At 72.3% G+C, this 19,105-nt stretch carries 22 protein-coding genes and 2 pseudogenes; 12 read left to right on the forward strand and 12 right to left on the reverse strand.

The features are described from left to right. Window positions 1-71: 71 nt before the first annotated feature. The 3 genes from glgX to treZ all read left to right on the forward strand — a co-directional run bounded on the left by glgX (window position 72) and on the right by treZ (window position 6,471). Window positions 72-2,219: a glycogen debranching protein GlgX gene (gene glgX / locus ABTY61_RS13940; protein ID WP_350505203.1), complete on the forward strand. Its 2,148-nt coding sequence runs from the start codon at window positions 72-74 to the stop codon at window positions 2,217-2,219. Between the two features lie 83 nt (window positions 2,220-2,302). Further along, the gene (treY, locus tag ABTY61_RS13945) at window positions 2,303-4,735 is read left to right on the forward strand and encodes a malto-oligosyltrehalose synthase (protein WP_350505204.1); all 2,433 of its coding nucleotides are present in this window, start codon (window positions 2,303-2,305) and stop codon (window positions 4,733-4,735) included. Beyond that, on the forward strand, window positions 4,735-6,471 hold the full coding sequence (gene treZ, locus ABTY61_RS13950; RefSeq protein WP_350505324.1) for a malto-oligosyltrehalose trehalohydrolase: 1,737 nt from the start codon (window positions 4,735-4,737) through the stop codon (window positions 6,469-6,471). Before treY ends, treZ begins: the two co-directional genes overlap by 1 nt. A gap of 8 nt (window positions 6,472-6,479) precedes the next feature. Here the strand turns inward: treZ and ABTY61_RS13955 are convergent, their stop codons facing one another. The 3 genes from ABTY61_RS13955 to ABTY61_RS13965 form a co-directional block, all read right to left on the reverse strand. Then, window positions 6,480-7,373 (reverse strand): transketolase family protein, encoded by an 894-nt coding sequence (locus ABTY61_RS13955; protein WP_350505205.1) that lies wholly within the window; start codon window positions 7,371-7,373, stop codon window positions 6,480-6,482. A 131-nt stretch (window positions 7,374-7,504) separates the two neighbouring features. Continuing rightward, entirely contained in the window at window positions 7,505-8,218 is a 714-nt protein-coding gene (locus ABTY61_RS13960) for a thiamine pyrophosphate-binding protein (RefSeq protein WP_350505206.1), read from the reverse strand. A gap of 63 nt (window positions 8,219-8,281) precedes the next feature. Continuing rightward, a complete protein-coding gene (locus ABTY61_RS13965; protein WP_502895303.1) occupies window positions 8,282-9,217 on the reverse strand; it encodes an RNA-guided endonuclease InsQ/TnpB family protein in 936 nt (311 codons plus the stop codon). Between the two features lie 57 nt (window positions 9,218-9,274). On the opposite strand from ABTY61_RS13965, the gene ABTY61_RS41985 reads away from it, so the two are divergent. Beyond that, window positions 9,275-9,397, forward strand: a complete 123-nt coding sequence (locus ABTY61_RS41985) for a hypothetical protein (protein ID WP_502895314.1) — start codon at window positions 9,275-9,277, stop codon at window positions 9,395-9,397. Between the two features lie 68 nt (window positions 9,398-9,465). On the opposite strand, the pseudogene ABTY61_RS41990 reads toward ABTY61_RS41985, so the two are convergent. Continuing rightward, window positions 9,466-9,534, reverse strand: a pseudogene (locus ABTY61_RS41990) (helix-turn-helix domain-containing protein); the annotation flags it as partial. Window positions 9,535-9,680: 146 nt separating this feature from the next. Here ABTY61_RS41990 and soxR point away from each other — a divergent pair. Then, window positions 9,681-10,232, forward strand: coding sequence for a redox-sensitive transcriptional activator SoxR (gene soxR / locus ABTY61_RS13970; protein WP_350505207.1), 552 nt, complete (start codon window positions 9,681-9,683; stop codon window positions 10,230-10,232). 43 nt (window positions 10,233-10,275) lie between these two features. After that, window positions 10,276-11,199 (forward strand): phosphotransferase family protein, encoded by a 924-nt coding sequence (locus tag ABTY61_RS13975; protein WP_350505208.1) that lies wholly within the window; start codon window positions 10,276-10,278, stop codon window positions 11,197-11,199. Window positions 11,200-11,210: 11 nt separating this feature from the next. Here the strand turns inward: ABTY61_RS13975 and ABTY61_RS13980 are convergent, their stop codons facing one another. Both ABTY61_RS13980 and ABTY61_RS13985 read right to left on the reverse strand, forming a co-directional pair. After that, on the reverse strand, window positions 11,211-11,732 hold the full coding sequence (locus ABTY61_RS13980; RefSeq protein ID WP_350505209.1) for a GNAT family N-acetyltransferase: 522 nt from the start codon (window positions 11,730-11,732) through the stop codon (window positions 11,211-11,213). Between the two features lie 100 nt (window positions 11,733-11,832). Then, entirely contained in the window at window positions 11,833-12,471 is a 639-nt protein-coding gene (locus tag ABTY61_RS13985; protein ID WP_350505210.1) for a formylglycine-generating enzyme family protein, read from the reverse strand. A 278-nt stretch (window positions 12,472-12,749) separates the two neighbouring features. On the opposite strand from ABTY61_RS13985, the gene ABTY61_RS13990 reads away from it, so the two are divergent. Then, on the forward strand, window positions 12,750-13,175 hold the full coding sequence (locus ABTY61_RS13990) for an SRPBCC family protein (RefSeq protein WP_350505211.1): 426 nt from the start codon (window positions 12,750-12,752) through the stop codon (window positions 13,173-13,175). Between the two features lie 101 nt (window positions 13,176-13,276). Here ABTY61_RS13990 and ABTY61_RS13995 read toward each other — a convergent pair whose 3' ends face one another. Beyond that, window positions 13,277-13,909 (reverse strand): TetR/AcrR family transcriptional regulator, encoded by a 633-nt coding sequence (locus ABTY61_RS13995; protein WP_350505212.1) that lies wholly within the window; start codon window positions 13,907-13,909, stop codon window positions 13,277-13,279. 171 nt (window positions 13,910-14,080) lie between these two features. Between ABTY61_RS13995 and ABTY61_RS14000 the strand changes: the two genes are divergently transcribed. After that, entirely contained in the window at window positions 14,081-14,782 is a 702-nt protein-coding gene (locus ABTY61_RS14000) for an SDR family oxidoreductase (protein ID WP_350505213.1), read from the forward strand. A 36-nt stretch (window positions 14,783-14,818) separates the two neighbouring features. After that, complete coding sequence (locus tag ABTY61_RS14005; RefSeq protein WP_350505214.1) at window positions 14,819-15,241, forward strand: tautomerase family protein; 423 nt, start codon at window positions 14,819-14,821, stop codon at window positions 15,239-15,241. Between the two features lie 6 nt (window positions 15,242-15,247). On the opposite strand, the gene ABTY61_RS14010 is transcribed toward ABTY61_RS14005, so the two are convergent. The 4 genes from ABTY61_RS14010 to ABTY61_RS14025 all read right to left on the reverse strand — a co-directional run bounded on the left by ABTY61_RS14010 (window position 15,248) and on the right by ABTY61_RS14025 (window position 16,828). Then, a complete protein-coding gene (locus tag ABTY61_RS14010) occupies window positions 15,248-15,691 on the reverse strand; it encodes an SCO4402 family protein (RefSeq protein ID WP_350505215.1) in 444 nt (147 codons plus the stop codon). Window positions 15,692-15,766: 75 nt separating this feature from the next. Next, window positions 15,767-16,207: a hypothetical protein gene (locus ABTY61_RS14015; protein WP_350505216.1), complete on the reverse strand. Its 441-nt coding sequence runs from the start codon at window positions 16,205-16,207 to the stop codon at window positions 15,767-15,769. Window positions 16,208-16,262: 55 nt separating this feature from the next. Further along, window positions 16,263-16,439: a hypothetical protein gene (locus ABTY61_RS14020; RefSeq protein ID WP_350505217.1), complete on the reverse strand. Its 177-nt coding sequence runs from the start codon at window positions 16,437-16,439 to the stop codon at window positions 16,263-16,265. After that, a complete protein-coding gene (locus ABTY61_RS14025; RefSeq protein WP_350505218.1) occupies window positions 16,436-16,828 on the reverse strand; it encodes an ATP-binding protein in 393 nt (130 codons plus the stop codon). The genes ABTY61_RS14020 and ABTY61_RS14025 overlap by 4 nt, the downstream gene beginning before the upstream one ends. A 256-nt stretch (window positions 16,829-17,084) precedes the next feature. Between ABTY61_RS14025 and ABTY61_RS14030 the strand changes: the two genes are divergently transcribed. From ABTY61_RS14030 to ABTY61_RS14040, 3 genes and pseudogenes are all read left to right on the forward strand, one after another. Continuing rightward, the gene (locus ABTY61_RS14030) at window positions 17,085-17,942 is read left to right on the forward strand and encodes a helix-turn-helix domain-containing protein (protein ID WP_350505219.1); all 858 of its coding nucleotides are present in this window, start codon (window positions 17,085-17,087) and stop codon (window positions 17,940-17,942) included. Then, the gene (locus tag ABTY61_RS14035) at window positions 17,939-18,196 is read left to right on the forward strand and encodes a DUF397 domain-containing protein (RefSeq protein ID WP_350505220.1); all 258 of its coding nucleotides are present in this window, start codon (window positions 17,939-17,941) and stop codon (window positions 18,194-18,196) included. Before ABTY61_RS14030 ends, ABTY61_RS14035 begins: the two co-directional genes overlap by 4 nt. Before the next feature lie 91 nt (window positions 18,197-18,287). Next, window positions 18,288-18,455: pseudogene (locus ABTY61_RS14040) on the forward strand (DUF6879 family protein); the annotation flags it as partial. A gap of 29 nt (window positions 18,456-18,484) precedes the next feature. Here ABTY61_RS14040 and ABTY61_RS14045 read toward each other — a convergent pair. Further along, on the reverse strand, window positions 18,485-18,871 hold the full coding sequence (locus ABTY61_RS14045) for a hypothetical protein (protein ID WP_350505336.1): 387 nt from the start codon (window positions 18,869-18,871) through the stop codon (window positions 18,485-18,487). Window positions 18,872-19,105 lie beyond the last annotated feature (234 nt).

A 19,105-nucleotide genomic window follows, 5' to 3' on the forward strand; every position in this document is an offset into this window, starting at 1 on the left:
TCCGGACAGCCGGTCGGCCGAGTGCCGGACTACACGTCAGTTTCCGTATGTCACAAGGAAGTTGAGGACTCATGCAGGTCTGGCCCGGAAAGCCCTACCCGCTCGGCGCCACCTACGACGGAGCCGGCACCAACTTCGCGGTGTTCTCGGAGAGTGCCGACCGGATCGAACTGTGCCTGATCGCCGAGGACGGCTCGGAGACCGCCGTCGAACTGCGCGAGACGGACGCCTTCGTCCGGCACGCCTACCTCCCGGGCGTCCAGCCCGGCCAGCGCTACGGGTTCCGGGTGCACGGCCCGTACAACCCGGGCCTGGGCCAGCGGCACAACAGCGCCAAACTGCTGCTGGACCCGTACGCCAAGGCGATGAGCGGCCACATCGACTGGGACGAGTCCGTCTACGGCTACCACTTCGGCGCGCCCGAGCGCCGCAACGACCTGGACTCCGCCCCGCACACCATGCACTCGGTGGTCATCAACCCGTACTTCGACTGGGGCACCGACCACCCGCCGCGCACCGACTACCACCGCACCGTCATCTACGAGGCCCACGTCAAGGGCCTCACCCGGCTGCACCCGGGCATCCCCGAGGAGATCCGCGGCAGCTACGCCGGCCTGGCCCACCCGGCGGTGATCGAGCACCTGGCCAAGCTCGGCGTCACCGCGATCGAGCTGATGCCGGTGCACCAGTTCGTCCGCGACCACCGGCTGCGCGACCTCGGCCTGGCCAACTACTGGGGCTACAACACCATCGGCTTCTTCGCCCCGCACTCCTCCTACTCCTCCACCGGCGACCGCGGCCAGCAGGTGCAGGAGTTCAAGTCGATGGTCAAGGCGCTGCACGCGGCCGGGATCGAGGTGATCCTGGACGTCGTCTACAACCACACCGCCGAGGGCAACCACCTCGGGCCGACGCTGTCGCTGCGCGGCCTGGACAACGTCTCCTACTACCGCCTCGCCCAGGACCAGCGCTTCTACGAGGACACCACCGGCACCGGCAACAGCCTGCTGATGCGCAGCCCCCACGTACTCCAGCTGATCATGGACTCGCTGCGCTACTGGGTCACCGAGATGCACGTGGACGGCTTCCGCTTCGACCTCGCCGCCACCCTGGCCCGGCAGTTCCACGAGGTCGACCGGCTGTCCTCGTTCTTCGACCTGGTCCAGCAGGACCCGGTGGTCTCCCAGGCCAAGCTGATCGCCGAGCCCTGGGACCTCGGCGAGGGCGGCTACCAGGTCGGCAACTTCCCGCCGCTGTGGACGGAGTGGAACGGCATGTACCGGGACACCGTGCGCGACCTGTGGCGCGGCGAGAACGCCACCCTCGCCGAGTTCGGCTCCCGGCTCACCGGCTCCTCCGACCTCTACCAGGACGACGGCCGCCGCCCGATCGCCTCCATCAACTTCGTCACCTGCCACGACGGCTTCACCCTGCGCGACCTCGTCTCCTACAACGAGAAGCACAACGAGGCCAACGGCGAGGACAACCGGGACGGCGAGTCCTTCAACCGCTCCTGGAACTGCGGCACCGAGGGCCCCGGCGCCGACCCGGCCGTCGAGGAGCTGCGCGCGCGCCAGCAGCGCAACTTCATCGCCACCCTGATGCTCTCCCAGGGCGTGCCGATGCTCTCCCACGGCGACGAGCTCGGCCGCACCCAGCAGGGCAACAACAACGCCTACTGCCAGGACAACGAACTCGCCTGGGTGCACTGGCCGCAGGGCGACGGCCCGGCCGCCCGGCTGCTGGAGTTCACCCAGGGCATGATCTGGCTGCGCCGCGACCACCCGGTGTTCCGCCGGCGCCGGTTCTTCCACGGGCGGCCGGTCTCCGGGCGGCACGGCTCGGCCGCCCCCGCCCCGAACGGCTACGACGACCTCACCGACATCGCCTGGTTCACCCCCGCCGGGGAGGAGATGACCAAGCGCAACTGGGGCGCCAGCTACGCCAAGTCGCTGACCGTCTTCCTCAACGGCTACGCCATCTCCGAACCGGACCGGCGCGGCGGGCGGATCGTCGACGACTCCTTCCTGCTGATGTTCAACGCCCACTTCGAGCCGCTGGAGTTCACCGTCCCCGCCGGCCACGGGCAGGAGTGGCAGGTCGTGGTCGACACCGCGCAGCCCCGGCTGCCCGCCCCCGGCACCGGGGCGCGGGTCAAGGCCGGGGACGCGCTGTGGCTCACCGACCGCTCGCTGATGGTGCTGCAGCGGCCGGCCTGATCGCCCCCCGCACCCCGGAGCGATCACCTGTTCGGATCAGCTGCGGGTCTTGGCGGCGGGCCCGGCCGGGTACCTATGGAGCTATGACCTCCGCCGCCGAGCCCGCGCAGCCCCGCCCGGCCGCTACCCCTCCCGCCCCCGCCCCCACCGCCTCGTACCGCCTCCAGCTCCAGCCCGGCTTCACCCTGCGCGACGCCACCGCCGCCGTCCCCTACCTGGCCGCCCTCGGCGTCTCCCACCTGCACCTGTCCCCGCTGCTGGAGGCCGCCCCCGGCTCCACCCACGGCTACGACACCGTCGACCACACCCGGATCAGCGAACAGCTCGGCGGCGAGCACGCGCTGCGCGCCCTGGCCGCCGAGGCCCGCCGGCACGGCCTGCGGCTGATCGCCGACGTGGTGCCCAACCACATGGCCGTGCCCGTCCCCGAACGGCTCAACGAGCCGCTGCGGCAGGTGCTGCGGGACGGGCCCGACTCGCCGTACGCCCGCTGGTTCGACATCGACTGGACGGCCCAGCCCGGCCCCGCCGACGCCCCGGGGCGCGGCCGGGTGCTGCTGCCGCTGCTGGGCGACCGGCTCGGCGCCGTCCTCGACCAGCTGGTGGTGGACGGCGAGGTGCTGCGCTACCACCGGCACGAGCTGCCGCTGCGCCCGGGCACCTCGCGGCTGCCGCTCACCGAACTGCTGGCCCGCCAGTGGTACCGGCTCGCCTGGTGGCGGCTGGCCCGCACCGAGCTCAACTACCGGCGCTTCTTCACCGTCAACGAGCTGATCGCCGTCCGGGTCGAGGACCCGGAGGTCTTCGCCGCCACCCACGCCGTGCTGCTGCGGCTGCACGCCGAGGGCATCCTGGACGGCTTCCGGATCGACCACCCCGACGGGCTCGCCGACCCGCGCGGCTACCTGCGCCGGCTGGCCGACGCCACCGGCGGCGCGTACACCGTGGTCGAGAAGATCCTCACCGGCGAGGAGCGGCTGCCCGAGGACTGGCCGGTGGCCGGCACCACCGGCTACGACGGGCTGCGCCGCATCGACGGCGTGCTCATGGACCACGCGGGCGCCGGCCGGCTCGCCGGGGCGTACGAGTCCTTCCTGCGCGGCGGACCGGCCCACGCTCCCGGCCCGGACCCGCACCCGGCGGTCGCCGCCGCCCGGCGCGGCCGGGCCGAGATGACCGGCCCCGGCGGCGAGCTGACCGCCGAGGTCGACCGGCTGGTCCGGATCGCGCTGCGGATCGGCGCCGCCGAACCCGCGCACGCCGACCACGCGCCCTGGCAGCTGCGCGCGGCGCTGCGCCGACTGCTCACCGACTACCCGGTGTACCGGCCGTACGCCCGGCCCGGGGAGCCGGCCGACGACCCCCACCTGCGGACGGACGGCTCCGCGGACCCGACCGAGCGCCTCGTCGCCGCCCTCGCCCTCGGCGGGCTCGGCCGCAGCGAGGACAAGGACGAGTTCTGCGTACGCTTCGCCCAGACCGCCGCCGCGGTGGCCGCCAAGGGCGTCGAGGACACCGCCTTCTACCGCTGGAACGCGCTGCCCGGCCTCAACGAGGTCGGCGGCGAGCCCGCCCGGCCCGGGCTGCCCCCGGCCGACTTCCACGACTGGTGCCGCTACCTGGAACGCGCCTGGCCGCACAGCATGACGGTGCTCTCCACCCACGACACCAAGCGCAGCGCCGACGCCCGGGCCCGGCTGGCCGTCCTCGCCGAGCAGCCGGAGGCCTGGGCCGCCGAGGCCGCCGCCTGGTCCACCGCCGCCGGGCCCGCCGCCCCCGGGCTGGACCGCGACGCCGACTGGCTGCTCTGGCACACCCTGGTCGCCGCCTGGCCGATCACCCCGGACCGGCTGGTCGCCGCCCTGCTCAAGGCCGTCCGCGAGGCCAAGCTGCACACCTCCTGGACCGCCCCCGACGCCGGGTACGAGCAGGCCCTGGAGCAGCGCGCCCGCGCCGTGCTCGGCAACGCCGGGCTGCTCCGCCGGGTCGAGGGCCTGGTGCGGGCGCTCGCCCCGTACGCCCGCGCCAACACCCTCGCCGCGGCCCTCCTGCACCTGACCGTCCCGGGCGTGCCGGACCTCTACCAGGGCAGCGAGGAGCCGCTCTACACGCTGGTCGACCCGGACAACCGGGGCGTGGTGGACCTCGGCGCGCTCGCCGTCCGGCTCACCGACGCGGCCGCCCCGCGCCCCGGCGACCTCGCCCGGGAGAAGCTGCACCTGACCGCCACCGCCCTGCACCTGCGCCGCGCCGCCCCGCTCGGCGCCTACCGGCCGCTGGCCGCCCCCGAGCACCTGCTCGCCTTCGCCCGGGGCGCGGACGTGGTCACCGCCGTCACCCGGCTGCCGTACGGGCTGGCGAAGGCGGGCGGCTGGCGCGACGCCGCGCTGGAGCTGCCGGCCGGCGGCCGCTGGACCGACCAGCTGTCGCTGCGCGAGTTCCCCGCCGGGGCGGTGCCGGTGGCCGACCTGCTGGCGACGTACCCGGTGGCACTGCTGACGAGGAGGGGCCGATGATGCCGCGCTACGAGGTGTGGGCGCCGTACGCGAACCACCGGGTCGACGTCGAAGTGGACGGCAGCTCCTACGAGTTGGCGCGCCTGCCGGAGCGGGACGGCTGGTGGGGCGGCCAGGCCCCGGCGGGCGACTACGCCTTCCGGCTGGACGGCGGCCCGCCGCTGCCCGACCCGCGCTCACCCCACCAGCCGTACGGCCCCGACGGCCCCAGCCGGGCCGTGGACCACGCCGGCTTCCGCTGGTCGCGGACCGGCTGGCGCGGCCGCGCGCTGCCCGGCGCGGTGCTCTACGAGCTGCACGTCGGCACCTTCACCGCTCGCGGCACCTTCGACGCCGCCGCCGAACAGCTCGACCACCTGGTCGAGCTGGGCGTGGACTTCGTCGAGCTGATGCCGGTCTGCCCGTTCCCCGGCCAACACGGCTGGGGCTACGACGGGGTGTCGCTGTGGGCCGTGCACGAGCCCTACGGCGGCCCGGAGGGGCTCAAGCGCTTCGTGGACACCGCGCACCGCAAGGGCCTCGGGGTGGTGCTCGACGTGGTGCACAACCACCTCGGTCCGTCCGGCAACCACCTCCCCGCGTACGGCCCGTACTTCACCGACCGGCACCACACCCCGTGGGGCTCGGCGGTCAACCTGGACGCGCCCGGCTCGGACGAGGTGCGGGCCTACCTGATCGGCAGCGCGCTCGGCTGGCTGCGCGACTACCGGATCGACGGCCTGCGGCTGGACGCGGTGCACGCCCTCGTCGACCACCGGGCCGTCCACTTCCTGGAGGAACTCTCCGGTGAGGTCGAGAAGTTGGCGACCTCCTCGAACCGCCCGCTGTTCCTGATCGCCGAGTCCGACCTCAACACCCCGCGCACCACCGCCGCCCGCGAGGCCGGCGGCCAGGGCCTCACCGCCCAGTGGAGCGACGACTTCCACCACGCCCTGCACTGTGCGCTCACCGGCGAATCCCAGGGCTACTACGGGGACTTCGCCCGCGCACCGCTCGCCGCCCTGGCCAAGGCGCTGCGCCGCGGCTTCTTCCACGACGGCACCTGGTCCTCCTTCCGGGGGCGCAGTCACGGGCGGCCGTTCGGGGCGGGATCGGCGGGCCACCGGCTGCTCGGCTACCTCCAGACCCACGACCAGGTCGGCAACCGGGCGCTCGGGGACCGGATCTCCACCTCGCTGGCCCCCGGCCGACTGGCCTGCGGCGCCGCGCTGGTGCTCACCTCGCCGTTCACCCCGATGCTGTTCATGGGCGAGGAGTGGGGCGCCGCCACCCCCTGGCAGTACTTCACCGACCACACCGACCCGGCACTGGCGGAGGCCGTCCGGCAGGGCCGGCGGCGGGAGTTCACCGGACACGGCTGGGCCGCCGAGGCCGTCCCGGACCCCCAGGAGCCGGCCACCGTTCTGCGGTCGGTGCTCGACTGGACCGAGCCCCGGCGCTCCCCGCACAGCGGACTCCTCGACTGGTACCGGACGTTGATCCGGCTGCGGCGCTCGCGGCCGGAGCTCGCCGAGCCGGACCTCGGCGCGGTGCGGGTCGCCTTCGACGAGGCGGCGGGCTGGCTGGTGGTCCGCCGGGGACCGTACCGGGTCGCGGTCAACCTGGGCCCGGCCGAGGCGGTGCTCCCACTGGGGGGCGTCGCCGGGCAGGAGGTGGTGGCGGCCTTCGGGGCGGCCCGGCTGGAGGACTCGGGGGTGCGACTGGCGGCGGACGCGGTGGCGGTGGTCCGGGTCTGAGCAGCCGATCACCAGAGGAAGGTGCCGATCCGGGTCCGGAGCGAGGCGGCGTCCAGGCCGTAGGCGGCCAGGTGCTCCGGGATCGACCCGTACTGCCGGTGCTCCTCGCGCGGCACGCCCAGGGCCAGCACCCGGTGCGCGCGGTCGGCCAGCGCCGCGTGTGCCTCGTTCGCCGAGGTGCCCGCCAGGTACGGCTCCACCAGCACCACGTCCGCCTTGTCGCCCAGCGCGGCGCGCAGTCCGGCGGTGTCGAAGGGCCGCACCGTCGCCGCGTACAGCACGGTGACGTCCAGGCCGTCGGTGGCCGCGAGCACCGCGTCCAGCATCGGGCCGACGGCCAGCACCACACCGCGACCACCGGTGCGGACGGCGGTGAAGCGGCCGGGCTCGACGGCGACCGGCTCGGCGTTCTGGTGCGCCGAGAGCCGCACATACACGTTGCGGTCACCGTCCGCGTAGGCGTCCCGCAGCAGCCGCTCGGCCTCGTCCGGGTGGCCGGGGACGTGCACCGTCCAGTCCGGCAGGGTGTCCAGCAGGGCGACGTCGCCCGGGGACATGTGGGTGCGGCCGCCGGCCGGCCAGTCGTAGGAGCCGGCCGCGCTCACCAGCACCGCGCCGACGCCCTGGTGGACCAGGTCCAACTTGACCTGCTCCCACGGTCGTTCGATCAGGAAGCTGGCGAAGGTGTGGGCGATCGGGCGCATCCCGGTCAGCGCCAGTCCGCCGGCCGCGCCGATCAGCAGCTGCTCGCGGATGCCGACGTTGACCACCCGGTCGGGGTGGCGCCGCTGGGCCGGTTCGAAGGCGGCGGCGGTGATGTCGGCGAGCACCACGGCCAGTCGGGGGTCCTCGTCCAGCAGCCGGGTGGTGACGTCGACGAAGCGGTCGCGCATGGTGTCCATCGGTGAAGTGCCTTTCGCTGCGCTCGGGTCGGTGTGCTCGGGTTGGTGTGCTCGGGAGTTCTACGGCGCGGTCAGGGGTGCTGCGGCGCGGTCAGGAGTCCGGCGGCCCGGTCAGGGGTCCGGCGGCGCGGTCAGGAGTCCTTCGGCTCGACGCGGGCGACCACCGCGTGCGGGCGGCCCGGGTGCTCGGCGGTGTACGCCCGGTACAGCGCCTCGTGGTCGCGGCCGTCGACGGTCGCGGTGGACCACCCCTCGGCGGCGAAGCGCTGGGCGATGCCGCCCTGCCAGCCGTGGGTGGCCGAGGAGTTGTCGATCACCACCACATGGAGCCGGTCCAGGCCGTACGCGCCGGCGAAGGCCACCGCCTCGTGGTTGGAGCCCTCGTCGAACTCGGCGTCGCCGACCAGCACCCACACCGCCGGGTCGACCAGCCCCTGGGCCCGCAGGCCGAGCGCGGTGCCCACGCCCAGCGGCAGGCCGTGGCCGAGCGAGCCGGAGGCGATCTCCACCCCGCGCAGCAGGGTGCGGTCCGGGTGGTGGCCGAGCGGCGAGTCGTAGCCGCCGAAGCTCGGCAGCACGGCGGGGTCGATGAAGCCCCTGGCGGCCAGTACGGCGTAGTAGGCCATCGGGCCGTGGCCCTTGGAGAGCAGGAAGCGGTCACGGTCCTGGGCGTCGGCGGTCTGCGGGGCGACCCGCAGCACCCGGTCGTACAGCACCCACAGGGCGTCCAGGGTGGAGGTGGCGGCGGGGCCGTGCTTCTCGTCGCCGGTCATCAGGGCCATCAGGCCCGGCAGGTCCGCGAAACGGGCCCGGCCCACGGTTTCCGTACTGGTCTTCGTCGTCATGCGTCGATCGTGCAACTTAAAGCGAACTTGAGGTCAAGCGACTACATTGACATCCTCCTAGCCCTAACGGGCGGGGATTCCTCCCGCACCTGCGGCACGGATACCCGTGGTCCGCTGGTCGCCGAGGTGGGTTCCCCGTTCAACGGGCCGTGCCCGGCGTGGGATCGCCACACCAGGTCTCACCGGCCCTCCAGGGGCGTTTAACCTGTCCGCCTGCCCGGCGGCCAGGATGTTACGAGCAGTGTCGAGGTCACGATCATGCAGAACACCGCACGCACCACAGGCCCACTCGCGTACCGCGAGCGGTTTGGGTCCGTCGCGGCGTCCGCACGCCGAGCAGAGCTGGGAGGACGGGAACGCGCGGTGGACGGTGCCGACATGGCGTCCGTACCGGGCCGCTTTGTCTTCGAGGAGGCGCCGGAAGGTGGACCACCCGGCGTCGTGCACGGACTTGGCGAGTCGGCCCCGGGCGAGACCGCGCACGTTCAGGTCCTCCAGGTACACCGCTTGGGTCTCGCGGATGATCCCGGTGGTCTGCTTGTGCAGCCAGTCCATGCGACTGTCGGCCACCTTGGCGTGCGCCCTGGCGACCTTGCGCCGGGCCTTGGCCCGGTTCTTCGACCCCTTGGCCTTACGGGACAGCTCCCGTTGCGCGGCCTTGAGCTTCTTCTCCGCCTTGCGGAGGAAGCGGGGGTTGTCGATCACGCTGCCGTCGGAAAGGACGGCGTAGGTGGTCAGCCCGAGGTCGATGCCGACCTCGGCGTCGACCTCGGGCAGGTGCTCGGGGTCGATGTCCACGACGAAACTGGCGTGGTACCGGCCGGCCGCATCCAGCACGATCGTCACCGACGACGGGTCGGCCGGAAGTACGCGCGACCACTTCACCCGTACATCGCCGATCTTCGCCAGGTTCAGCTTCCCGTTGGACCGGATGCGGAACCCGTTGCGCGTGAAGCGCAGCGACTGCCGGGCATCACGCTTCGACTTGAACCGGGGCAACCCGACCGGCGGCCCTGCCGCTTGCCGGACACCGAGTCGAAGAAGTTCCGGTAGGCCGTGTCCAGATCCCGAAGGGACTGGATCAGCGGATCCACCCCCACCGAGGCCAGCCAGGCGCGTTCGGCGGTCTTCTTCGCCGCCGTGATGACCTGCTTCTGCAAGTCGGTGCTCCTGGGGTAGGGCAGGCCGCCCTTGCGGGCCGCCTTCCGTGCCGCCAAGGCGTCGTTGTACACCACCCGAGCACACCCGAACGTCCGGGCCAGCAAAGCACGCTGACCTGCCGTCGGGCAGACGCGATAGGAGTACCGAAGATGCACCGGACCAAGCTACCGATAGGCACTGACAACGGCCCACGCCAGAACGCCCGAAGATCACTGCGCCGCTTCGTGGCTCCGCGCGCCAAGCCCCCATTCCTCCCCGGCCTGAAGGCCGGAGCATCCCGAGAAATCAAAGGTGAGTGCCCATGACCGCGATACCCAGCAGCGGACGCACCGCCGGCCCGCGCCCCGGCGACCTGCTCACCATCGGCCAGCTGGCCGCCCGCAGCGGGCTGGCCCACTCCGCACTGCGCTACTACGAGAGCCTCGGCCTGATCAACGCCACCCGCACCGCCGGCGGCCAGCGCCGCTACCCGCGCGGCACACTGCGCCGGATCGCCTTCGTCCGGGCCGCCCAGCGGGTCGGACTGTCCCTGGACGAGGCCCGGGTCGCCCTCGACCGGCTGCCCGAGCGCCCCGCCCCCAGCGGCACCGAGTGGGACGTCGTCGCCGAGTCCTGGCAGAGCCGGATCGACGAGCAGATCGCCGAACTCGAACGGCTCAAGGCCAAGCTCACCGGCTGCATCGGCTGCGGCTGCCTCTCGCTCACCCGCTGCGCCCTGTACAACGCCGACGACCGCGCCGCCAAGAGCGGGCCCGGCGCCCGCTACCTGCTCACCCGCGACCCGGACAGCGGGCCGGAGCCGGTCCCGGCGGACCTCCCGAGCGGCTGCGGCACCCGGCGGGAGGTACGCTGAAAAGCCTTTGCCACCGGGCCGTTGGTGTGCCTACCGTGCAGGCATGCTGCCCCTGGTGGAGACGGACGAGCAGGGGGACGCGGTCGTCCCCGACGAGTCGGTGATGCGCCCGGGCGCCGAGGCGCTGTGCGCGCGGCTCGGCGTCGGCGGGCTGCCGCTGGAGCGCTTCGCGGAGGGGTCCGTCCCGGTCTACGCGGTGGGCCCCGAGCACGTGCTCAAGCTGTTCCCGGCGGCCTCCGCCCGGGACGGCCTGGCCGAGCAGCGCGTGCTGGCCTTCCTGGACGGCGCGCTGCCGATCCCCACCCCCGCGGTCCGGGCGGCCGGCGAGTACGTCAACGGCTGGCGCTACGTGCTGATGTCCCGCCTGCACGGCGAGGGCCTGGCCCCCGCCTGGCCGCGCATCCCGCAGGCCGAGCGCGAGCGGATCGCCCACGACTGCGGCGAGGCGCTCGCCGCCCTGCACGCCCTGGACGCGGAGCCGCTCGCCGCCACCCTCGCGCCCGGCGACTGGCCGGCCTTCCTGGCCCGGCAGCGCGCGGGCGCCGTGGCCCGCCAGCGCGGACACGGCCTGCCGGAGGCCTGGTCGGAGCAGATCCCGGACTTCCTCGCCGCCGCCCCGCTCCCGTCCACCCGGCAACGCGCCCTGCTGCACACCGAGTTCATGCGCGAGCACCTGATCACCGACCCGGCCCGCGACTGGCGGCTCACCGGCCTGATCGACTTCGAGCCCGCGATGGTCGGCGATCCGGCCTACGACCTGGTCGCCGTCGGCCTGTTCACCACCCGCGCCGACCCGCACCTGCTCGGGCGGCTGCTCGGCGCCTACGGCCGCCCCTTCGAGCCGCGCCTGCTGATGGCGTACACGCTGCTGCACGTGTACAGCAATCTGCCGTGGTACCTGAGAGAGTTGAAGCCATCGGCGCGGACGCTGGACGACCTCGCCGAGGAGTGGTTCGGGGTCGGCTGAGGAACCCCGCGTCAGAGCCTCGGGTCGGTGCGCAGCAGGCCGTAGAGCACCGCGTCCCGCCATCGCCCGGCCCGGAAGGTCACCGCGCGGTGAACACCCTCACGGATGAAGCCGGCCTTCTCCAGGGCGCGCTGCTCCGCGATGTTGTCGACGTCGGTGTCCGCCTCCAGCCGCATCACCGGCGTGTGCGCGAACAGGTAGTCCACCAGCAGGCGCTGAGCCTGGGTGCCGATGCCCCGTCCGCGCGCCTGCGGCATCAGCTGGATGCCGATGCTCCAATACGGCGCCGTCGGCACGGCCGCCTTGCGCCTGGCGGCGACGAAGCCGCAGAACTCGCCGCCCGCGACGACCGCGAAGATCCACTGGTCGTCCCCGAGCAGCCCGTTCTCCGCCCAGCTGCGCCGGAACCGCTCCGGGTCCCGCCAGCCGAACCACTGGAACTCGCCCATCTCCTCGGGGTCGTTGACCAGTCGGCCGAACGCGGGGAGGTCGGCTTCGGCTATCGGACGCAGGGATACCTCTTCATCACTCATGCAGGCGCCAACGCGCGGCCCGTCGCGGGGGTTCCACCAGTGTTCGCCCCGGTGTTCTCCCCGATGTCCGCCCCGGTGTCCGCCCCGGTGTCCGCCCGAATCAGGGGCCGATCGAGCGGGCGAGCCGGAAGCCGACGTCGTCGATCCGCAGGGTCGGGTGGCTGCGGCGGCGGACGGAGGCGCGGCAGCTCCAGTGCTCGTCGAACCAGCCGCCGCCGCGCAGGACGCGGTAACTGCCGTACACCTCCGGGTCGTAGAAGTCCCAGCACCACTCCCACACGTTGCCGAGCAGGTCGTACAGCCCGTAGGCGTTGGGCCGCAGCCCGCCGACCGGGTGCGGGTGCTCGCCGGAGTTGCCGCGGTGCCAGGCGATCTCGTCCAGCGGGCCGTAGCGCGGGCCGTCGGTTCCGGCACGGCAGGCGTGCTCCCATTCGGCCTCGGTGGGCAGCCGGTGGCCGTCGGCGGTGCGGTCCCAGCCGACGTCCTCGCCGTCCACCCGGTAGGCGGGCGCGAGGCCCTCGCGCCGGGAGAGCTCGTTGCAGTAGCGGACGGCGTCGAGCCAGGAGACGCTGTGCGCGGGGCGGCGGTCGCCGGTGAGGCCCTCGTACTGCTCACGGGTGACCGGACAGGGCGCCAGCTCGAAGGGGGCCACCTCGACACTCCAACTCCGCTGGGTGCGGCGGTCGGAGAGCGTGACGCGGCCGGGCGGAACGACGATCGGTCCGGTACGGGGTTCCATGATCGGCGATCCTACGGCCTGCCGCCTCCGCACCGCCCGACTCAGCCCTCCGACCCGATCCCGCCCAGCAGGTCGATCGCCCCACGCTCGGCCGACTCCTCCGCATGCGCGGGCAGCGGGGCGCCTGCGCGCAGATGGGGCGCCCCCGTACGACTGCTGCGCCGACTGGCCCACCGCCGACCACGGCACGCCCCCTGGCGTCCACACCTGACGCACCGCCAGGATGGCTCCCTACCAACGGGATCAGCGGACGAGAGGCGGCGACGGCCATGGCGGTCATGACGGTCAGCACAGTGGTGGAGGCCCCGGCCGAGCGGGTCTGGGAGCTGGTCGGGGACTTCCACGCCCTCGGCGAGTGGCACCCCCACCTGCCGGCGAGCCGGCTCGGCAACGAGCTGACGGGCAACGCGATCGGCGCGGTCCGGGTGTTCGAGCTGCCCGACGGCGTCGTCCTGCACGAGACGCTGCTCGCCTACGACGACGAGGCCCGTGCCTACACCTACAGCTTCCCCGACGGCACCTTCCACTTCGACCGCTACCGCGCCACCCTGCGGGTCACCCCGGTGACCGAGCTGGGCGCCGGCTTCGTGGAGTGGAGCGTCACGTACGACATCGAGGGGGAGCACCGCAAGGAGTCCACCGAGCGCGTGCACGGCGTCTTCACCACCGGCCTGGCCGCCCTGCGGGAGCGCTTCGCGGACTGAGCCGGGCGGACGGACGGACGGACCCGCGGCGGACGGACCGGCGGACAGCGGGGCTGCACGAGAAGTCGACCGGGTCGACTTCTCGTGCGCAAGCCCCCGCCCTACGCCGGCGGTGCGTCCTCACCCGTCGCGGTCAGACGGTGCCGGGCCGCGGCGAGGAGCTCGGCGGACAGGCCCGGATCGTCGCTCGCCCGGGCGAGCATCAGCGCGCCGACCATCGTCGACAGGTCGGCGAGCGCCGCCTCGCGCCCGGCCGGGTCGGGCAGCTGCTGGAAGCCGTCGACCAGGTCGCGCAGTCCGGCCGTGAAGGCGGTGCGCAGCGGGGCGCCGGGTTCGGCGCGGGCCGCGTCGGCGGCCAGCGCGGCGGCGGCGCAGCCCTGGCCGGGGTGGTCGCGGTGGAGGGCGGAGAGGTAGCGGGCGAGGAACTCGGCGCGGGGGGTGCGCTGTTCGCCGGCGGAGTCGCCTGCGGAGTCGCCCGCGGGGCTGCCCGCACGCTGGTCCGCGAGGGCGTCCATGGCCTCGCGGCGTTCGGCGAAGGCGGCGGTGAGGGCCTGGGCGACGAGGTCGTCCTTGGACGAGAAGTGCCGGTAGAAGCCGCCGTGGGTGAGCCCGGCCGCGGCCATCGCCTGGGGGACGCTGACCTGCTCTGAGCCCTTCTCCCGGATCAGCCTGGCGGTGTGGTCGATGACGTCCTGACGGTGGCGTTCGGCCTCGGCGCGTGAGACGCGGGGCATGTCCGCGCTCCCTTCGTCGTCCTGTGGTGGTGTCCTGGCGGTCCCCTGGTGGTGCTCCCACTCTCCCATCCGGACCTCCTTGCCCATTTTAGATGATGGCCATAATCTAAAAGCGCGATGGCCCGGCAAGGCACCGGGGCACCGCCCTTCCCGAGAGCGAGGAACACGCACATGACCGTGATCGAAGGCTCCACCGCCCTGGTCACCGGAGGCCTCCGCGGCCTCGGCCGGGCATTCGTCGGGGAACTGCTGGCCCGCGGCGCGACGAAGGTCTACGCCACCGCCCGCACCCCCGTCCCCAGCGAGGACGCCCGGGTGGAGGTCCTCGCCCTGGACGTCACCGACGACGCCTCGGTGGCCGCCCTCGCCGAGCGGGCCCAGGACGTCGACCTCGTCTTCAACAACGCCGGCGTCCTGCACCCGGGCGCCCTGCTGACCGCCGACCTGCGGGACGTCCAGGACACCTTCGACACCAACGTCCTCGGCCCGCTGCGGATCGCCCGCGCCTTCGCGCCCGTCCTGGCCGCCCGCGGCGGCGGGGCACTCGTCGACATCCACTCCGCGCTGTCCTGGGGCGCGGGCGCGGGCGCGTACGGCGCCTCCAAGGCGGCCCTGTGGTCGCTGACCAACTCCCTGCGCCTGGAACTCGCCGCCCAGCACACCCAGGTCGTCGGCGTGCACCTGGGCTTCGCCGACACCGAGATGGTGGCCGCTCTGCCCGTCGACAAGCTCCCGGCCGACGAGGTGGCGCGCATCGTGCTGGACGGCATCGAGCGCGGCGACCGCGAGGTGCTCGTCGACGACGTCTCCCGGTCGTTCAAGGCCGCGCTCTCCGGGCCGGTGGAGGGCCTGACCGTCCCCTTCCACCGCTGAGTCCGGGCCCCACCACCTCCACCGAGGAGCACACCCATGCCCCTGTGGCACGTCTACCACCCGACCGGCGCCTACAGCCCCGAGCAGAAGCAGCGGATGGCCGCCGACATCACCGGCATCTACACCCGCTTCGGGCTGCCGAAGTTCTACGTGATGACGCTGTTCCACGGGATCGGCGCCGACGACTTCCACGTCGGCGACCAGCCCACCCAGGACGCGGTACGGATCGTGGTCGAGCACATCGCCCGCCACACCGAGGACCCCGACCTGCGCAAGCGCACCCGGGAGGCGCTCGCCGCCGTCCTCGCACCCCACACCACCGACCGCGGCCTGTACTGCGAGTTCCACATCGACGAGACGCCCCGCGACCTGTGGATGATGGACGGGATCTCCCCGCCGCCGACCGACAGCGCGGCCGAGAAGCTGTGGGCACGGGAGAACCGCCCGATCCCGTACTGAGCGCCCCTAGGAATCGCCCGGCACCCGACCGGTGCCGGGCGGCCAGGCATGGCCCGCCTCGCGCAGCTTCGCCAGGGCCAGGTAGTCGTTGCCCAGCATCACCTGGGCCAGCCGGGCGGCCGCCGAGACGACGTCGGGCCAGCCCGGGGCGTCCAGGAACACCTCGTCGGGGGCCTGTGCGCCGACCGTGTCCTGCACCGCGCCGTACGCGGCACCGAGCCGGGCCATCAACTCGACCTCCTCGTCGGTACGCAGGCTCAGGCCGAGATGGCGCTCGGGTTCGTCCGCGTCACAGAAGTCGTCGAAGAGCACGTGCACGACGTGGTCGAGGTCCTCGAACTGCTCGCGGTCGAGCCACACTTCCCGCTGCCAGGTCGGGCTGGCCAGGGCGACGACGGCGGGCACGACATGGAGCCGGAAGTACGGGAGGGCGATTCCGTGATCGATCACGGACCGACGGTACCCAGGTAGAACCCGACCGGGCAGTCATCAAGGGGCACCCTTCCGCGTCCGCACTCCGCAGGCTCAGACCACCAACGGGAACCAGCCGGCCACCGAGACCGCTGCGGCAACCCAACCGAGGGCAACCGCCGCCCGGCCGTGCTCCGGCCCCCGTGCCCGCTGGAAGGCGGCGATCAGCGTGCTGATCGCCGTTACGGGCATGAACAGGAACGCCAGGAACCAGGCCCATCCGCCCAGGGAGAGCACGGCCAGCAGGCCGAGGATCAGCAGCGGCACCCACACACCGGCCACCGTGAACCCGGCTGCGGCACAGGCGACCCGGAACCGGTCCTGGCGCCGGTAGAGAACGGGCACTGCGCAGACAGCACCGGTCAGCAGTCCGACGGCGGCCAGGAAGAGCCGCAGGCTGACCCCGTACGTCGGCGCGATGAGCACCTGTGGCACCAGGAAGACGGCACTCGCCGCCCCAGCCAGCCATCGCGCGCTCGCGGGCACCACGGCCATGCCACCCTCCTAGGTTTGAACGCGTTCAAACCTAGCACGCGGAGGGCTGGGACGGTCAGGCGGATTCGGCGTCGCCGATCGCGGCGAGCAGCCGCCGACGGGCAGCAGCGGAGGCGCCGGGCAACCGACGGGCCAACTCGACGTCGAGTCGCCGACGTTCAGCCCGGAGGAATCGGGCGACGGGAGCACGGGAGCAGTGCTGGAACCAGAAGTCACGGAGGGCGTCGATCACGCGGCCACCTCACCCCACACGATCTTGCCGATGGGCCGACGCGGGCAGCAGCCCCAGCGCTTGGTGAGGGAGTCAACGAGTTGGAGGCCGCGCCCGCTCTCGCCGTCGAGACCGGGCGCGGCGAGGGCGGGGAGGCGGTCACCCCGGGCGTCGTGCACCTCGATGCGGAGCCGGGAGGGGTCGACATCGAGGGCGAAGTAGATGAGGTGGCCGATGGGAGTGCCGTGCAGGACGGCGTTGGTCACGAACTCGGTGGTCACGACGAGCCCGGAGTCGAGGAAGCGGTCCCCGTGCGAAGTGGAGGAGAGGAGGACCGCGAGCCGCTGGCGCGCGATCGCGGGCGAGCGGCGGCTGCGCGGGAGCCAGATGGTGGAGGAGGTTCGAGTCATGGCGAAGTCACCTTCCAGGGAGAGGGGTTGAAGCCATGAAGCCATGCGACGACCGGGCGGAGGCAAAGGAATGCCCGGCGGTAGATCCCCATCGGTCACTCAAGAGACTCGGGGGACTACTCGCTGTAGCATGCTCCGCGATAGCTCCATTTCGCAAGCGCATCTCTGCGCAATTGCGCGCTGCCGCAAGACTCTTGTGATCACCTGGGGAGGTGGCAGACTGTGACCCACCGTCAACCAAGAGGGAGCGACGAGCGTGGACAGTCCAACCGTGCTGCGCCGTAGGCTCGGCTCCGAGCTGCGACGATTGCGCGAACGGACCGGGCGTCAGGCAAAGTCCGTTGCGGACGAACTCGGCTTCAGCGCGACCAAGATTTCGCGGATCGAGTCGGGCCAGACAACGCTCAAGGAATCAGACGTCCGCGCGATGCTCGAACTGTACGGCGTCAGCGACCCAGCCGAGCTGCACCAGTTCATCTCCCTGACCCGGCGCAGCACGCAACGCGGTTGGTGGCACGACTACGGCGACACCTTGCCGGACTGGTTCCAGACCTACGTCGGCCTGGAAGCCGACGCCTCGCGAATTCGGTCATACGAGTCCGAGCTGGTACCCGGGCTGTTCCAAACCGCCGACTATGCGCGCGAAGTGTTTCGAACCTTCTGGCCGGAGCAGGACAGCGAGCGCATCATCGAGCGTCGAGTGAAGCTCAGAATGCAACGCCAAGAACTCGTCCGAGGCCCGGAGCCCCTCGCCGTACACGCCGTTCTGTCCGAGGCGGTTCTCCGCCGCGTCGTTGGCGGCGCCGATGTGATGACAGAGCAGGTCAACCGCCTAATTAAGGCCGCTCAGCAGCCGAATGTCACCGTCCAGGTACTCCCGTTCAACGCCGGCGCACATCCGGCCATGGGCACGAACTTCCGCATTCTGTCGTTCTCGGAGGTTCCTGGCGAGATCGTCTTCTGCGAGTCGGTCACCAGCAGCCTTTACATCGAGAAGGAGTCCGACATCGCTCGACACTCGCATGTCTTCGACCAGATAACCTCGTTGGCGATGACACCGACGGACTCCGCGTCTTGGATGCAGCAGTTGGCAACAGAAGGGTACGGAGTATGAACTGGCGCAAGAGCAGCTACAGCAACCCATCGGGCGGCGACTGCGTCGAAGTCGCCTCGACACTCCCCATCGCCTGGCGTAAGTCGAGTGCCAGCAACCCGAATGACAACTGCGTCGAGTTCGGCCAACTGGTCAGCGCTGTCGCTGTCCGTGACAGCAAGGACCCCCACGGCCCCGCGCTCACCTTCTCCACCGACGGCTGGCAATCCTTCATCGCCGGGATCCGCTCCGACGAACTCCCCGCCACCCCCTGAAGCACCACGGGCGGCCCCGCATATCACGCGGGGCCGCCCGTTCCAGACCGGCTCCCGCCCGCGCGGTGCCGACGCTGACGGGAGGCTTGTGATGTCGCAGAGTGTTCCGAAGATCGATGAACTACTGCGGCACACCCGGCACTCGGCGCTTCACCTTGAGATGCGCGACGGCTACATGCAGGACGACCCGGCCCTCCCCGCGTGGCGGGCCGGCCACCGTCTGGACCCGGCGGGGTTCGAGGACGCCGTTTGGCGCCGGCTCGGCCGTCGGCGGGCGTGGGCTCATCATCAGGGGCAGGCCGGTCGGCGGACGATCAGCAGACGCGGTGAGGGCAGCAGGAAGGCGGCGCAGCCGATCTGGAACAAAATGCCGATCAGCGCCCACCCGCCGACGAACGGCACCCAGAACATCGGCGGTCCGCACCACAGGACAGTGACGACGGGCCGATGGAGTTCGCTCTCCCTCTTCGGCGCGGAGAGGAGGAGCAGCAGCAGCGACGGCGCGCCGAACCACCCGAGCAGGAACTGCCCCAGCTCGACGAAGCCGGTCAGGAACCCCGATCCGGAGAGCTCACCGGTATGTGCCAGCCAGAGCGCGCAACCACCGGCCGCGGCACTCCATCCACAGCCGAGGGCGAACAGGTAGCGGACGGCCGCCCGAATGAACCACGCCATGGCGCTCTCGGTTCTCAGCACGGCACCCATGGCCACTCCGCCCCTTCGGCAGCTCCGACAGGAGCATCATCCTCGCAGGATATTTGAACGCGTTCAATAGCAAATCCTTCATCGCCGGGATCCGCTCCGACGACTTCCCCGCCACCCCCTGAAGCACCACGGGCGGCCCGGTGGTCCAGGACGGCGCCCAGGCCCGCGGCGGTAGCCGGGTCCAGGCCGGGCACGCCGCCGGCC

The sequence above is a fragment of the Kitasatospora sp. NPDC096128 genome, from assembly GCF_040303105.1.
GTDB lineage: Bacteria > Actinomycetota > Actinomycetes > Streptomycetales > Streptomycetaceae > Kitasatospora.